The following is a 15,285-nucleotide window of genomic DNA, read 5'->3' as shown; positions in this document are numbered from 1 at the left end:
CGAAAAAAATCCCCGGCATACCGGGGATTTTTTATAGCGCTGGATTCAGCTTACAGCGGCTGAATCGCGGAAGCCTGCTTGCCCTTCGGGCCAGTCGTGACTTCAAAAGATACGCGCTGATTTTCTTTGAGCGACTTGAAGCCATTGGATTGGATCGCGGAGAAGTGCGCGAACAGATCTTCGCCACCTTCGTCCGGAGTGATAAAACCAAAACCTTTGGCGTCATTGAACCACTTAACAATACCTGTTGCCATTACTTACATTTCCTATCAGTGAATTGGGCTTGTGCCCGGTAGAACCTTTGAAGCAAGAAAGAAATGACAGACAAATACTGCACTACTAGCTCAAACTTCAATCGGTGGCGCATTGTAACCTATGTAGATCATCGAGTTGAATATATTTTCGGACAAATCCCCCGTCTTTTCACTCTGGGCGAAATGGATGATTCATAAGGGAATTATTTACAGCCAATTCCTTGCTTGAAAACATGGTATTCCCTTGGCATGAATGGTGCATCTCCATGGATTCACCGTTTATCCATATTATTTATTCATGTCTATTCCTACTTCGTTGCCCTCTTACTTCAAGAGCGGCAAGCATCCACGCCCTTTGCCACGGAAACGGCGTCACAATGTGTCGAAAGTCGAACTGCATGAAACCTTGAATGAGACGTTCGGACTTGAGCGTCTTCGCCCGGGACAGCATGAAGTAATCGATAGCGTTCTGCACAGAAACCATACCTTGGCGATCATGCCGACCGGCGCCGGCAAATCGCTCTGTTATCAGTTGCCGGCATTGAAAATGCCCGGCGTGACCGTTGTGGTATCGCCGCTGATATCGCTGATGAAAGATCAGGCATCCAAGCTTGAAAGCGCGGGCATGGGCGCAGCCGAAGTCAACAGTACCTTGAGTACGCGTGAAGAAGCGTTCGTTCTGGAGAGCATCAAGCAGGCGGATCACGAGTTCGTGTTCGCCACGCCTGAACGGCTTTCCGACCCGGAATTTCTGGACACACTGAAACAAAACAAGATAAGCCTGTTCGTGATCGACGAAGCGCATTGCATCTCGCAATGGGGACATGATTTTCGTCCTGCGTATCTTCATCTGGAAGCTGCGATTGCCGCGCTCGGTCATCCAACTGTTCTGGCATTGACCGCCACGGCAACTGAGAATGTGATCGAAGATATAGGCAAGCAGCTTGGCTTGAATCACATGCATGTCATTAATACCGGCATCTACCGGTCAAATCTTCACTATCGCGCCATTGCGGTCACGGACGAATCCGAAAAGTTGATGCAGACGATGCGTCTGGCAAAAGAAGATGTCGGGTCCGGCATCATTTATGCCGCGACCATCAAGGCGGTTGAAGAAGTGTACGAGGCGCTGCATGAGGCTGGCGAAAGCGTCACGTATTATCACGGGCAACTGTCCGGCAAAATACGGTCGCAAAACCAGGACGCCTTCATGAGTGGAGAAAGCCGCATCATGGTCGCCACCAATGCCTTCGGCATGGGGATAGACAAGGCCGATATCCGTTTCGTCATTCACTATCAGGTCCCGGGCAATCTGGAGGCTTATTACCAAGAGTCCGGGCGTGCGGGACGAGACGGAAAGCCATCGGATTGTGTGCTTCTCTACCATGCAAAAGACCGGCAGGTTCAGCAATTTTTCCTGGCACGGCGTTATCCGGGAGTCGACGATCTGAGCGCGGTCTATGCTGGCGTACAAGATCTTGCAACGGCGACGTCTTGGATTTCTTTTGGCCGTCTGCGCGACGCTCTGGACGAAGTGTCCGAGACACGCTTGCAGGTATCGCTCAAACTGCTCAAGGATGGCAAGCTGATAGAGCAAAACGACAGCCTCGAATACCGTCGGACGAATGTACGCGTCCGGCCAAAGGATCTGATGCAACTGGTGGATACCTACCGCGTCAAGAGTGCACGTGATTACGAGGCGCTGGAGCGCATGGTGTTCTACGCTCAGACCGGCTTTTGCCGGTGGAAGGTATTGCTCGACTATTTCCAAGAACAGGTGGAGTGGTCGCATTGCAAGGGCTGCGACAATTGTCTTGCTCCGCCGGAGCACGCCCTGACGCCCGCGCATGTGCGCGACCACGCACCGCCTGTGGTGCGCAACGACAAGGCGCCTGCGCCGGACGCAGGTTCAACGGTCAAGGTACCGAAATATGGGGAGGGACGTGTCGTATCTGCCAATGGCGACAAAGTGATCATCGTCTTCCCGGACAAACAGACCAAGACCTTCCTGCGGGACTATGTGACACTGGTTTGAGTGGCTGGGAGCGCGTCGCTACCACGTCGGTGATGCGCACGGATTCTTTCAGCCGTGAGGCGACGGCCGTCAGCACCTTGTCTCCGGCGCCATGACCATACCGATCGTTGATTGACTTGAAATGGTCCAGGTCGATAAACAGCAGCGCGAAGCGGGGACGCTCGCTATGGCGCTGTGCGAGCTGCCGGCGCAATGCGCCGATTTGCGCTCAGCGAGGCGCGATTGAAGACTGCGGTGAGCTTGTCGATGCGCAGGTTATGTTCCATCTCGCTGAACGATATGGCAAGCTGACCGATCTCATCGCGACGTTGGATATTGAGCGATGGCAGAGGCTCGCCATCGCCGACCTTTTTTGCCGCCATCGTGAGCTGGCGCAGGTCGCGCACGACGCGGTTGAGCAGCACCAGACCAAGCACCAGCGTAATGACGACGCAGAGAATCGAACATTCTTTTTCTTGAATCAGCAAGGCATATATCGAAAGATGTCCAATGCAACAATAACGAGCGCAAGCGGCGGATTATATTCGTACGGAAAAATAATTGTTTTAGGGCAATACATTATCCTGTTTTAAGGTGTTCCCATCTCAAAAATTGCCTCATGCTTATTGAATAAAACATATCTCGATTGATATTTATCAAAACCATGGCTGGCACTTAAGCCAGACAAATTTCTCCAAAAGGCTGTGTACTGATCTACAACTATATTTTCTTGAGAGGAACCAGCATGAAATATTCAGTATTGCTCGCGGCGCTTGTCGCCACGTTGACTTTGGGCGCCTGCGACAAAAAAGACGCCGGCACAGCTGGCACCGGTGGCAGCAGCAGCACCAGCAGCGCTGGAGCTCCTGCCAGTACCGGAACCACCGGTAGCACAGCTGGTGGAACAACCGGCACCACTGGCGGCACGGGCAGCACCTCCAGCAGCAGTAGCGGTACGGATGCTGGTGCGGCTGGTACCACAGGAAGTACACCGAGTGCCAGTGGCAGCGCTGCAGGAACCACAGGTGATACCTCATCAGCCGGCGGCAGTACCGGCGCTACAGGCGCAACAGGCAGCACACCCAGCGCCAGCACCCCTGGCAGCAGCGGAGGCACAGGCACTACCGGCAGCGCAGGTTCCACCGACACGACTGGCGCCACCGGCAGCGCAACTACGCCTTCGGGAGGGGCAGGCGGCTCTGCCAGCGGTTCGAAATAAGCTTCAGCACAAGCGGCTTTCAACATGAACAAGCCGTGTTCCGGTTAAATGCCGGAACACGGCTTGTTGTTTTAAAGGCCATGCATTGAATTTATTTTGCGGCTTCAGGTTTTACAAATTCAGATTTCCACTGCCTCGATTCGCAATTCTCCGCGCAGTATCGGCTTTACCAGAATCTTGTAGGTATCCACATCAAAGTCCTTCCTTGCCGCCCGCTTGATAGGCGGTGAGCCGGCGACATGATCAATCGATCCAAGATAAAACCAGTGATCGATAACATGGGTCTGCTTCCAGCCGTCGCATTCTTCAACAATGCCCATTGCTCCCTCATACGGCCAGACCATGATGCGCATGTCGTTCAACGCGGCCTTGAGCCTGCGGTAATGTTCCTGCATGGGTTCTGCACCGATGCAGGCACCCAGGCAACGCGAAATCTGCCGGGCGAAACAGGCACGTCCCCGGATGGTGCTTTCCAGCCCGGTCAGGGCCGGGCACAGCATCTGCATTTCCACGATCTCGCGCAGTTTTTCCTGCGCCGCCTTGCGAGTGGCGAACAAACCGTACAGGCCCGCCGTACGGGCAAAGTCATGGTCACGCGCATAGACAATCTCCGGCGCCGATTTCACGCCAGGTCCCAGCCGTAAAGTGCACATCTCGCGCGTGCGGCGCAGTTTCTTGTTATGCAGCGGCTGCAATTCCTTGATCAGGCGAGACTCCAGCAAAAGCGCGCCGATATCGCCGGCCGTACGCCGGAATTCGACATGACTGCTCTGCTGAAGCATGCGTGCCTCTTCCGGGGTGCGCAGATGGGATAACACCCTGGCCCGGATATTGACGCTCTTGCCGATATAGAGAGGACGATTCTGCGTGTCGCGAAAAATGTAAATGCCTGGCTTCGATGGCAAGGCATCCAGACTGGCGCGGTCAATGTGATGCGGATATTCGAACGTGTCGGCGGGATTGGGTTTGATCAACAGGCCGACTGAAGTGACACGAGCTTGCATGAAAGGCAAATAAAGCTTTTAAAAATTATAAAGACAGATCCATCACATGACGAATCTGACTAAGCATTCGTTTGAATGTACTGTATATTTATACAGTACAAATTGATGTCCAGCATCACAGAAAAGAATATTAGGAGGTCCGGATGTCCGCATTAGTTTCCGCCATACCCAATTCAAATGAATCCTCTGCCCTGCCCCCTGCCGTATGGCGAGCCGACCAGATGGGTTCTTATCAGGCGGCAGTCATCTCCACCGGTCATCCGCTACTGGATCAAGAACTGCCGAACGGCGGCTGGCCAAGTGCGACATTGATTGAATTGCTGATGCAGCAACCGGGCATAGGCGAAATGCGCCTGCTGCGTCCCGCTTTCCAGGCCATCGCCCGCAAGCGCCGCATTGCGCTGGTACAGCCGCCTTACATGCCGCAGATTGCGGCATGGACCGCATGGGGTCTGCCGGTCGACAGTCTCGTATGGATAAAAACCACACGTAGCGCCGATGCCTTGTGGAGCGCAGAACAAGTTTTGCGCAATGGAAGTTGCGGCGCATTGCTGTTATGGCAGTCGCACGTCCGCACCGAATCCCTGCGTCGCCTGCATCTTGCGGCCCAAGGAACCGAAACCCTGTTCTGGATGATGCGCCCCTTGGCCTGCACCCAGGATGCCTCGCCTGCATCATTACGGCTGGCGCTGCGACCGACGTACGGCGGCATCCAGGTCGATATCGTGAAACGGCGCGGTCCGCGGCGCGACGACCCGCTCCATGTGCCGATGGATGACATGCCATCCTCCGTTTTCCTGCCAGCTTCGCGGTCCGCAGCACCAATCTCCAACCCCGTACCGACAAGGGAGGCTGTTGCGCACATCAGCGACCAAAGCATCAATACCGCCATGACCGGGCCGCAAGCCTGTTCCGTCAATTGAACGGTGGCGGATCCTCCAATGCGCTCATGGATAGCCCTGCATCTGCCGCTATTACCGCTCGAAGCCATCAGGCCGCGCTGGAGCCTTCCCGGAGAACATGTGATCGTGGAGCGGGAGCGTGTCATCGCTGCTAGTCCGCAAGCTCACCGCGGCGGAATATGCATCGGCATGCGGCGCGCGGGTGCGCAGGCCATGTGCCCTAGTGCGACTCTGCATGAACGCGATCACTTGCGGGAGCGGGAAGTACTCGACGGCATTACTCTCGCCCTGCTGCAATACACGCCGGAAGTGGCCCTGGGAGAACGAGGCAGTTTGCTGCTCGATGTGACAGCCAGTCTGCGCGCATTCGGAGGAAGACGGGCGCTATGCCGGCTGGTGCGCCATAGCGTTGGCATACTTGGCTTGACGCCGCAACTGGGCATGGCGCCAACCGCGCAAGGCGCCTGGCTGCTGGCCTGCCGGGAGCGGAAAGAGCTTCCCGCACATCGCCGTGTGGTATGCATGGAAAGCATGACGCGCCGCCTCGATACCCTGCCCTGCACCCTGCTGCCGCAGACATGGCCTTATCTCGAGTGGCTGGATGGCATCGGCTGCCGCAGCTTCGCCGATTTGCGCAAGCTGCCGCGCGCAGGACTGCAACGGCGTTGCGACAAGAGCGTGCTGGATGCGCTCGACCGTGCCTACGGACAGGCGCCGGAACTGTTTGACTGGATACAGGCGCCGAAAAGCTTTTCCGCAAAACTCGAGCTACCCGATCGGATCGAACATGCGGAAGCCGTATTGTTCGCCGCGCATCGCCTGCTGCTGCAACTGACAGGCTGGCTGGTGACTCAGCAGCTTGCCGTGTCCCGCTTTGTCCTGCAGCTGGAGCATGAACGCGGCCGCGCGGCGATTCCTCCCACGCCGATCGAGATTGCACTAGCTGAACCTGCCTGGCATGAAGAGCATCTGACGCGCCTGCTGAAAGAGCGGCTCGGTCGTATCGAACTGGCAGCCCCGGTCATCGCAGTGCGCCTGGAAATCGCCCGGGTTACCGCAATGCTGCCGCCCACCGAGTCGCTGTTTCCTGAACCGGGCAGCATCCCGATGGATTATCACCGCTTGCTTGAATTGTTGACGGCGCGCCTGGGTGAGCAGAATGTATTGGCCCCTGCCCCGCGCGCGGACCACAGACCGGAAATCTGCAACGGATGGGTTCCGACCGCCGCGCCAAGTCCGCCATCGACAGCCGTCACCCATCTTGCCGACAGGCCGTTCTGGCTGCTGTTGCAGCCGGTCGAACTGATGGTCCGCGAAGACCGCCCGTTCTACGGTTCGCCATTGCGTCTCGTCAAAGGACCGGAAAGGATCGAATGCGGATGGTGGGATGGCGGGTTGATCATGCGAGACTACTTTATTGCGCAAGGCGAGACGTCCACCCTTTACTGGATTTATCAGGAGCGTCATGGGGACGAAATCTGCTGGTACTTGCAAGGCTTGTTTGCTTGAATATCCTTCGATCGAAGGACATTCACAGAATACAAACTTAACTGAACCATTATTCCTATGATCACAGGAATAATTATGAAACCCATAGTCGGACTGAGCTTGTCGTGCAGCTTAAAAAATTTTCAAGCCTTCAAATTTCATTAACAAAAAGACATTTTTCTGATTTATACTGTTTTTACATACAGTGTTTCATTCAGATAACATGTCCTTGCCCGATCTGCCTGCCTACGCCGAATTACAGTGCGTTTCCAACTTTACTTTCCTGCGCGGCGCTTCACATCCGGAAGAGCTGGTCATACGCGCAGCAAAGCTTGGTTATGCGGCACTGGCATTGACGGATGAATGTTCGGTGGCCGGCGTTGTGCGTGCGCATACCGAGGCAAAACAATGCGGCCTGCATTTGATCATCGGAAGCCAGCTCCGGCTGGTGAATGAAGACGGCAGTCCGGCATTTTCTCTCATTCTCCTGGCGCAGAATCGCGAAGGCTATGGCAATCTGGCCGAGCTGATTACCCTTGCGCGTACCCGTGCCGAAAAGGGCACTTATCGACTTACGCCATCCGATTTCGTGACGCCGGAACAGAACTATGTCCATCTGCGCGGCATGCCGGATTGTCTTGCGATTCTTGTCCCTGCATACGGAATTGCGCCGGAGCTGCTTGCCACCCAAGTCAAATGGATGCGGGATGTGTTTTCCGCCCGCGCCTGGATCGCATTGACTCTGCTGCACCATCCTCGCGACGACCAGCATGGCGCTCTTGTCATGGAAACCGCCCGTCAGTACAGCTTGCCCATCGTTGCGACCGGCGATGTCTGCATGCATGTCAGATCCCGCAAACCTTTGCAGGACACGCTGACCGCCACACGCATCGGCAAGCCTATCCATCAATGCGGCTACGACCTGGCACCGAACGCCGAACAGCATTTGCGCTCGCGGCTAAGGCTGGCGAACATTTATCCGGAAGCCGCATTGGCCGCCACGCTGGACATAGCGGGCAAATGCAAATTCTCTCTCGACGAGTTGCGCTACGAATACCCGGATGAACTGGTGCCGCACGGGGTAACGCCAGCAGCCTACCTGAGTAGCGAAGCGTATAGCGGGGCACGGGTTCGTTTTCCCGAAGGGATGCCGGCCAGCGTGAAAAAACAGCTCGACCACGAACTGCAACTGATCTCCGAAATGCGTTACGAAGCGTATTTCCTGACCGTGTACGACATCGTGCGCTATGCTCGCAGCGTCCACATTCTGTGCCAGGGGCGAGGTTCCGCCGCCAATTCCGTGGTTTGTTACTGCCTGGGGATTACCGAAGTCGACCCATCTCGCAGCACTTTGTTGTTCGAACGTTTCATTTCCCGCGAACGAAACGAACCGCCGGATATCGACGTCGATTTCGAACATCAGCGGCGCGAAGAAGTCATGCAGTACATTTACAGCAAGTACGGCAGGCTGCGCGCCGCGCTCACTGCGGTCGTGATCAGCTACAAACCGCGCAGTGTCTTGCGCGATGTCGGCAAGGCGCTTGGTGTCGACCCCGGCATTGTCGACCGGGTAGCAAAATCCCATCGCTGGTGGGATGGCAAAACCGGCTTGGCCGATCGCTTTGCCGAATGCGGCATGCCCCCGGATTCGCCGCTGGCCCTGCAATGGGGAGAGATCGCTGAAAAACTGATGCGCTTTCCTCGCCATTTATCACAACATCCGGGAGGTTTTGTCATCTCGCGCGGCAAGCTATCTCGCCTGGTGCCGATCGAAAACGCAGCCATGAAAAACCGCAGCGTCGTCCAGTGGGACAAGGACGATATCGATGCACTCGGCTTGCTGAAGGTAGATGTCCTTGCACTTGGCATGCTGAGCATGATTCGCCGCGCCCTCAGGCTGATCGGCGAACTGCGTGGCAGGGCCTTCGAGTTGCAGCACATACCCAAGGAAGATCCGGCCACCTACGACATGATCTGCAAAGCAGATACGGTGGGCGTTTTTCAGATCGAAAGCCGAGCGCAAATGACCATGCTTCCCCGATTGCGCCCTAAAGAATTTTATGACCTCGTTATCCAGGTAGCGATTGTCCGTCCCGGACCCATCCAGGGTGGCATGGTTCACCCTTACCTACGGCGTAGACAAGGCCTGGAGCCGGTAACCTACCCTAGCGAAAAAATCCGCCATGCGCTTGAGCGTACGCTTGGCGTGGCGATTTTCCAGGAGCAGGTGATGCAGATCGCGATACTGGCTGCAGAATTTACACCTGGCGAAGCCGATCAGCTGCGTCGGGCAATGGCGGCATGGCGGCGCAAGGGCGACATCGGAAAATTCAAGCAAAAGCTCATCGACGGCATGACAAAGAATGGCTACAAGCCTGAATTTATTGACGCTATCGTGCGGCAAATCCATGGCTTCGCAGAATATGGTTTTCCCGAGAGCCATGCCGCCAGTTTCGCTCTGCTCGCCTATGCGAGTTCATGGATCAAATGCCACGAACCGGCGGCTTTTCTTGCTGCGCTGCTCAATAGCCAGCCGATGGGCTTTTATTCGCCATCGCAACTGGTGCAGGATGCACGAAGACACAAGATCGATGTCCGGGCAGTGGATATCCATCACAGCAACTGGGAAGCTACGCTGGAGCCTGCAGTGCAGGAATCAGACGGTAAACAACCTGCCGTCCGGCTCGGATTCAACATGGTAAGAGGCTTGTCGCAAGAAACCGGAAACCGCATCGAAAAGGCGCGTGCGCTCAAACCGTTTGACAACATGGCGGATCTGGCAGCGCGCGCTGAGCTTACGCGCCGGGATTTGCAATTGCTGGCCAAGGCGAATGTACTGGAACCGCTCGTCGGGCATCGTCGCAATGCACTCTGGCAAGCAGTCGCCAGCGAACCCGACAAGGACTTACTCAGGGAAACCAGCATGCAGGAAGAGCCCGTTGAACTTGTCGCACCATCGGAAGGTGACAATATTGTGGCCGACTATTATTCTCTTGGCCTTACCCTCGGCCGCCATCCGTTAGCCTTGTTGCGTCCCGCGTTGACGGCAAAGCGCTTTTTGCCGGCCGAGGTATTGCATACGTTTGCCGATCGACAGCTTGCGCGCGGATGCGGCATCGTGACCGTAAGGCAGCGCCCGCAGACAGCCAACGGCACCATGTTCGTCACCATCGAGGATGAAACCGGTCTGATCAATGTCATTGTCTGGCCAGGCCTGATCGAACGGTACCGGAAGGAACTACTCGCCTCGCAATTATTGGGAGTATATGGAATATGGCAATCCGAAAGCAATGTGCATCATCTGGTTGCCAGCCGACTGGTCGATCTCTCCCACATGCTGGGACGGCTGAGCACGCATAGTCGCGATTTCTCATGAGTCTTGCTGATGCAGCTTGAAGATTCTCATGATGCGTTGCTGTCGCAGTCTTTACACTGGTTGTTGCACCCTTGGCAAAACTTGCTTCACTCAAACCGGTAACACGCGTCCATGAAACCTGACCTGGAAACCGCGCTTCACCTGATGCACAGTTTGCCATCCGGCACTCTGGCGACCCACTCCCTGCAGTTGCCAGGATATCCGTTTCCTTCCGCCCTGCCTTTTGCACCGGATGAACGGCATTGCCCGGTCTTTTTGCTGAGCAGCCTTGCTGAGCACACAAAAAATCTTCTCGCCGACCAGCGTGCCGGCTTTCTTGTGGCCGACGCTTCGGAAAAGCACGTGCTCGAAAATCCCCGCATGACCATTACCGGCAATATTGCCTATGCCGAGGCAACGCACGAACTGCAATCGCGTTTTCTGCGCTACCTGCCCGAAGCGGAACAATACATGGCACTGCCCGACTTTGCCTTTTACCGGCTGGTGCCAGAAAAACTGCGCTACATCGGCGGTTTTGCGCAGATGGGGTGGCTGGAACAGGCAGATTGGGAGGAAATCGAAGTCTTGCCACTTCAGGAAGAAGCCGACTTGATACAAGACTTGCTTGGCGATCTGCCACCGGGCGTACGCTTACTGGGCCTGGATCGCTACGGCATGGATATGGAGCGGCATGGCCGGCGGGAGAGACAACGCTTTCCAGCCATATTGCACTCCACCGATCAGATAGCCGCCACAACCAGAAGACTGCTGGCGGCATTGTGATGCCAAACTGGCCAGGGCAAATGCTAGGGCAGTTTCACCCTGACGTGCCAGACGAGGCCGAGGCGGTTTGCCCGCGGAACAAGGCGCGGCGACGCGACATGGTGAGCCATGGCAAGGAGGCCTCGGCGGCCCCCCGACAACGCGGTGCCGCAGGCAAAGCGTCCGGCATCGACGGTACAGTCAGGGTGAAACTGCTCTAGCCAAACAAGGTATCGGCATTCACTTCTGCCAGCGTCGCGCATCCACACAAGGCCATACTGATTTCAAGCTCGTCCCGCAGAAGACGCAGCACATGAGATACGCCCATGGCGCCGGCATTGGCCAGGCCGAATACATACGGCCGGCCGACCAGCACCGCATTCGCCCCGAGCGCAATCGCCTTGAGGACGTCGGTGCCGCGGCGTATCCCGCCATCGACCAGGATCGGATAGTCCGCACCGACCGCAGCACGGATGCGCGGCAGTACCACGGCCGTGGCCGGCATGGTGTCCAGGGTACGGCCGCCGTGATTGGAGGCGATGACGGCGGCAGCACCGGCTTCCATCGCCAGTTGCGCATCCTGCGGGTGCATGATGCCCTTCAGAATTACCGGCAGCCGACTGATGGAGCGCAGCCAGGCGATGTCGTCCCAGCTCGGTGCACTGGCGAGCAAGCCATCGAACATGCGGCTCTGGTGCGCCTCCAGCGCCACCGGCTGGGCCGCCGGCAGACCTTCCAGATTGACTGCCGAGATCCCTGCAGGCAGGCGGAAAGCCGCGCGCCGTTCGCGGTCGCGTGCGCCGCTGCTCGGCGCATCCACCGTCACCACCAGCGCTTCATAGCCGGCACGCTCGGCGCGCTCCACGAGCGAGCGGGTAAAACCACGGTCATGCTGAAAATACAGTTGAAACCAGAGCGGGCCGCGCGTCGCCTCGCCCAGCACCGCATGCGCCACCTGTTCCATAGCGATGCTGGCCTGGCTGCTCAGCACCAGGCCAGCGCCCTGAATGGCCGCGGCATAGGCCGTGGCGATTTCGCCGTCGCGATGCGCCATGCACTGGAAGGCGATCGGTGCCAGCAGCACCGGGTGGGCGAGCGTGCGTCCCAACAGCTGCACGCGGGTGTGACCGCCGGTCAGCCTGCGCAATACGCGGGTGGATAGCCGGATGCCGTCCCAGGCGGCGCGGTTGGCGCGCATCGTGATTTCATCTCCCGCACCGCCGGCAAAATAGGCCCATGCATTGTCGTCCAGCCGCCCGCGCGCATGCTGCTCATGGTCGGCCAGTGAGACGATCCCGGACGGGATGGCTTCGACGACGGGAACCGGACTCATGTGTCGGCCCACATGCGCAGGAGGTTGTGATAGGTACCGGTAAGCTGCACGACCGAAGCTTCCTGCTCGCCGAGGGACTCGCGCAGCCTGAGCAGCGCCATGTCCATGTCGAACAGCAGCCGGCGCTGCTCGCCGCCACGCACCATGCTCTCTATCCAGAAGAAACTCGCCAGCCGTGCGCCGCGCGTCACCGGCGTGACCTGGTGCAGCGAGGTACCGGGATACAGCACGAGATCGCCGGCGGGCAGCTTGATGCGCCGCTCGCCCTGCACATCCTGGATCAGCAGTTCGCCGCCGTCGTATTCCTCCGGCTCGGCCAGAAACACTGTGCAGGACAGGTCGGTGCGCACCCATTGCGCAGGATTGCGCGAGTGCAGCACGGCGCCGTCGATATGGGCGCCGTAATGGTTGCTGTCGCCGCTGTAGCGGTTGAACAGCGGGTTGAAGATCTTGCGCGGCAGCGCCGCGGAAAAAAACAGCGGGTCGCGCTGCACGGCGCTGAGTATCAGCGCCTGCAACCGGTGCGAGACATCGCTGTCCTGCGCCAATTGCTCGTTGTTCTTGCGGGCGACCGCCTGGCCGCCCGCACTGCTGCGCCCGTCCACCCACGGCGCACTCGGCCCGAGCAGGGTCCGGGCAGTGGCGAGTTCGTCGCGGGTAAGTACGTTTTTCAGGTGCAGAAGCATGCTTCGCCTTAGAACATCGCCTTCAGCGTCAGCTCGACACGACGCGGGGCGCCCGGCGCGTAGAAACCACGGTACAGCGAATCCGCGTACAGTCTGTCGGTCAGGTTGGTGATGTTGAGCTTGGCCGACCAGGTATTGTTGATCGTGTACTCGGCCATGGCATCCAACACGGCGAAGCTGTCGGCCACCACAATACGATTGCCTTCCGGGTTCTGTTTGCCGCGATAGGTGAGACCGGCGCCGAGGCGCAGTTCGGGCAACATGCGGTAGGTGGTCCAGAGGCTGCTGCTGTGCTTGGGCGTCAGGCCGGGACGGTCGCCTTCAACCTGAGCGCCGGTACCGGCTGCGTTGCGTACCACGTTGCTCTCGTCGATCTTCGCGCTCGGAATCCAGGTGTGATTGAAGAACACTTCCCACTTCGGCGTGATGCGACCGGCGACATTGAACTCCATGCCGGCGGCATGACGCTTGCCCGACAGCAGCTGCTGCAGGGACGCTGTATCCGGGTCGGTGTTGCGCTCGTTGTACTTCTCGCTGTAGAACGCGGCCACGCCCAGTGAGGTGCGCTTCTCGAACAATTCCCACTTGCCGCCGATTTCCAGATTGCGGCTCTTCTCGGCCGGCGTCCGTGCGTCCCTGACGTTCGGTGCGCCTACTGCGAACTGGTAGGTATCGCCTGAAGTGTTGAACGAGGTGCCAAACGATGCGTAGTAGGATGCCGTGTCATTCGGCTGATACAGCGCGCCGACGCGCGGCGACCACAGATTGTCGGTACGCTCGAAGTTGACACCGGCGACGTCTGTGTAGGAGGCCTTGAAGTGGTCGAAGCGCAGGCCGCCCAGCAGCTTGAAGGTCGAGGTCAGGCTGACCATGTCCTGCAAGTACAGGCCGATGTTGCGGGCGTCGAAGGTGTTGAACGGGGCTGCCCCGCGGGTATCTGGGCGCGAATCGCCGTCGTTCGGGGTGCCGATGGTGGTAAGCAGGCCACTGTTGGGACCGGCGAAACTGTTGGCGCGCTTGGCATCTTCGTCGTACAGGTCGACGCCGGCGACGATCTGGTGCTGGCGGCCGCCCCAGTTGAAGGCCCCCGTGTAGTCGCTGGAAACCTGGGTGGTATCGGAAATGCCGATACGGCCTTTAGGCGTGCGGCGCAGCACGGTGCTGTCGCTCAAGGTGGCAAGCGTGGTGGGAGTATTGAACCCGACGGCGCTGGCCCACAGGTCACGCTCGTAACGGCCGTGGCGCACGCGCGTGTTCAGCTGCGAGCCGTCATCGAAGCGGTGCACGTGCGCGAAGGTGCCGTAAGTTGCCTTGGTGTCGAGATAGTCGCTCGCCAGGCCGTAATAGTTCTTGGCCGGCGCCGTTTCGACGATGCGGTTGTTAGCGAGTATCCAAGGATGGTTGTAGAGCGGTCGGCCGTCGATCTCAAGATGGAACAGGCCGACGGTGAATTCATCACGGGTACCGATGCCCCAGCTGTAGGTCGGCGCAATGCCGTACTTCTTCTGCTTGGCGCCCCAGTTATTGGCGTCGTGCACCATTGCGTTCAGGCGCAGTGCAGCATCCTCGCCGGTCTTGATGTTGAAGTCGCCTGTCAGGCGGTGCAAATCGCCGCTGCCCAACGTATAGGTCACCTCGTTCTGGTTGAACAGGAACGGCGTCTTGCTGACCTGGTTGACCACGCCGCCGGTGGAGCCCTTGCCAAACAACATCGAGGCAGAACCCTTCAGAACTTCCACCCGGTCGTTGTTGAAGGTATCGCGCTCGTACAGAGCGCCGTCACGCATGCCATCGCTGTAGATGTCACCGGCCTGCCCGAGGGAGAAGCCGCGCAGGCGCACGTCTTCCTCGCCCGTCTCGCCGGCCTGGAAGGTAACACCGGCGGTGGTGCGCAGCACTTCGCGGAAGTCGTCAAGGTTGCGGTCATCCATCAGCCGCTCGGTCATCACGGTGACCGACTGCGGGATGTCACGCAGTTCCTGGTTACCCTTGCCGATGCCAGTCGTCGTCGTGCGGAACGACTCCTTGCTCAGCGTTTCGCGCTGGCCCTTCACTTCCACGGCGGGCATCACCTGGTCGGAGGAGGCGGGTGCCCGCGCGGTGGTTTGCGCCACCGTGGAGAACGATGCAGCCAGCATCAGCGCGCCGAGCGGCAGGCTGGACGGGCGGCGGATTTCAGGTTGCGACGGCGTCGTGGCCTGCTGCGCGCATGCTTTAACATCCTTCAACCGGCGCGTCGCCAATTTCTTCTTCATTGTGTATCCCTGT

At 58.2% G+C, this 15,285-nt stretch carries 13 protein-coding genes; 5 read left to right on the top strand and 8 right to left on the bottom strand.

Features of this window, described 5'->3' with window-relative positions:
• Positions 1-50 precede the first annotated feature (50 nt).
• A complete protein-coding gene (locus tag D3871_RS07895; RefSeq protein ID WP_119768386.1) occupies positions 51-254 on the bottom strand; it encodes a cold-shock protein in 204 nt (67 codons plus the stop codon).
• A 298-nt stretch (positions 255-552) separates the two neighbouring features.
• Between D3871_RS07895 and D3871_RS07890 the strand changes: the two genes are divergently transcribed.
• Complete coding sequence (locus D3871_RS07890; protein ID WP_119769968.1) at positions 553-2,289, top strand: RecQ family ATP-dependent DNA helicase; 1,737 nt, start codon at positions 553-555, stop codon at positions 2,287-2,289.
• On the opposite strand, the gene D3871_RS31620 is transcribed toward D3871_RS07890, so the two are convergent.
• The 4 genes from D3871_RS31620 to D3871_RS07870 form a co-directional block, all read right to left on the bottom strand.
• Positions 2,228-2,482 (bottom strand): GGDEF domain-containing protein, encoded by a 255-nt coding sequence (locus D3871_RS31620; protein WP_420799631.1) that lies wholly within the window; start codon positions 2,480-2,482, stop codon positions 2,228-2,230. The genes D3871_RS07890 and D3871_RS31620 overlap by 62 nt on opposite strands.
• Positions 2,454-2,756 (bottom strand): HAMP domain-containing protein, encoded by a 303-nt coding sequence (locus D3871_RS07880; protein ID WP_158597885.1) that lies wholly within the window; start codon positions 2,754-2,756, stop codon positions 2,454-2,456. Before D3871_RS07880 ends, D3871_RS31620 begins: the two co-directional genes overlap by 29 nt.
• A 232-nt stretch (positions 2,757-2,988) precedes the next feature.
• Positions 2,989-3,519 (bottom strand): hypothetical protein, encoded by a 531-nt coding sequence (locus D3871_RS07875; protein ID WP_119768383.1) that lies wholly within the window; start codon positions 3,517-3,519, stop codon positions 2,989-2,991.
• A gap of 87 nt (positions 3,520-3,606) precedes the next feature.
• Positions 3,607-4,491, bottom strand: a complete 885-nt coding sequence (locus tag D3871_RS07870; protein ID WP_119768382.1) for an endonuclease — start codon at positions 4,489-4,491, stop codon at positions 3,607-3,609.
• 143 nt (positions 4,492-4,634) lie between these two features.
• Here D3871_RS07870 and imuA point away from each other — a divergent pair, with 143 nt between their 5' ends.
• The 4 genes from imuA (at position 4,635) to D3871_RS07850 (ending at position 11,019) form a co-directional block, all read left to right on the top strand.
• Entirely contained in the window at positions 4,635-5,414 is a 780-nt protein-coding gene (gene imuA, locus D3871_RS07865) for a translesion DNA synthesis-associated protein ImuA (RefSeq protein WP_119768381.1), read from the top strand.
• Positions 5,415-5,432: 18 nt separating this feature from the next.
• Positions 5,433-6,902 carry a Y-family DNA polymerase gene (locus D3871_RS07860; RefSeq protein WP_119768380.1) on the top strand — a complete coding sequence of 490 codons (1,470 nt, stop codon included), beginning with the start codon at positions 5,433-5,435 and terminating at the stop codon, positions 6,900-6,902.
• Between the two features lie 202 nt (positions 6,903-7,104).
• On the top strand, positions 7,105-10,257 hold the full coding sequence (locus tag D3871_RS07855; protein ID WP_119768379.1) for an error-prone DNA polymerase: 3,153 nt from the start codon (positions 7,105-7,107) through the stop codon (positions 10,255-10,257).
• A 111-nt stretch (positions 10,258-10,368) separates the two neighbouring features.
• Complete coding sequence (locus D3871_RS07850) at positions 10,369-11,019, top strand: HugZ family pyridoxamine 5'-phosphate oxidase (RefSeq protein ID WP_119768378.1); 651 nt, start codon at positions 10,369-10,371, stop codon at positions 11,017-11,019.
• 196 nt (positions 11,020-11,215) lie between these two features.
• On the opposite strand, the gene D3871_RS07840 is transcribed toward D3871_RS07850, so the two are convergent.
• Genes D3871_RS07840 through D3871_RS07830 form a run of 3 tightly spaced genes read right to left on the bottom strand, consistent with a single transcriptional unit; the run spans position 11,216 to position 15,272 of the window.
• Positions 11,216-12,331: an alpha-hydroxy acid oxidase gene (locus D3871_RS07840; RefSeq protein ID WP_119768376.1), complete on the bottom strand. Its 1,116-nt coding sequence runs from the start codon at positions 12,329-12,331 to the stop codon at positions 11,216-11,218.
• The gene (locus D3871_RS07835) at positions 12,328-13,017 is read right to left on the bottom strand and encodes a Fe2+-dependent dioxygenase (RefSeq protein WP_119768375.1); all 690 of its coding nucleotides are present in this window, start codon (positions 13,015-13,017) and stop codon (positions 12,328-12,330) included. The genes D3871_RS07840 and D3871_RS07835 overlap by 4 nt, the downstream gene beginning before the upstream one ends.
• 8 nt (positions 13,018-13,025) lie before the next feature.
• On the bottom strand, positions 13,026-15,272 hold the full coding sequence (locus tag D3871_RS07830; RefSeq protein ID WP_420799630.1) for a TonB-dependent receptor: 2,247 nt from the start codon (positions 15,270-15,272) through the stop codon (positions 13,026-13,028).
• Positions 15,273-15,285: the final 13 nt, after the last annotated feature.

This window comes from Noviherbaspirillum saxi (assembly GCF_003591035.1).
Classification (GTDB): Bacteria; Pseudomonadota; Gammaproteobacteria; order Burkholderiales; family Burkholderiaceae_D; genus Noviherbaspirillum; species Noviherbaspirillum saxi.
The sequence above is the reverse complement of the archived record's forward strand: the minus strand, read 5'-3'. Positions and strand labels throughout refer to the sequence as shown.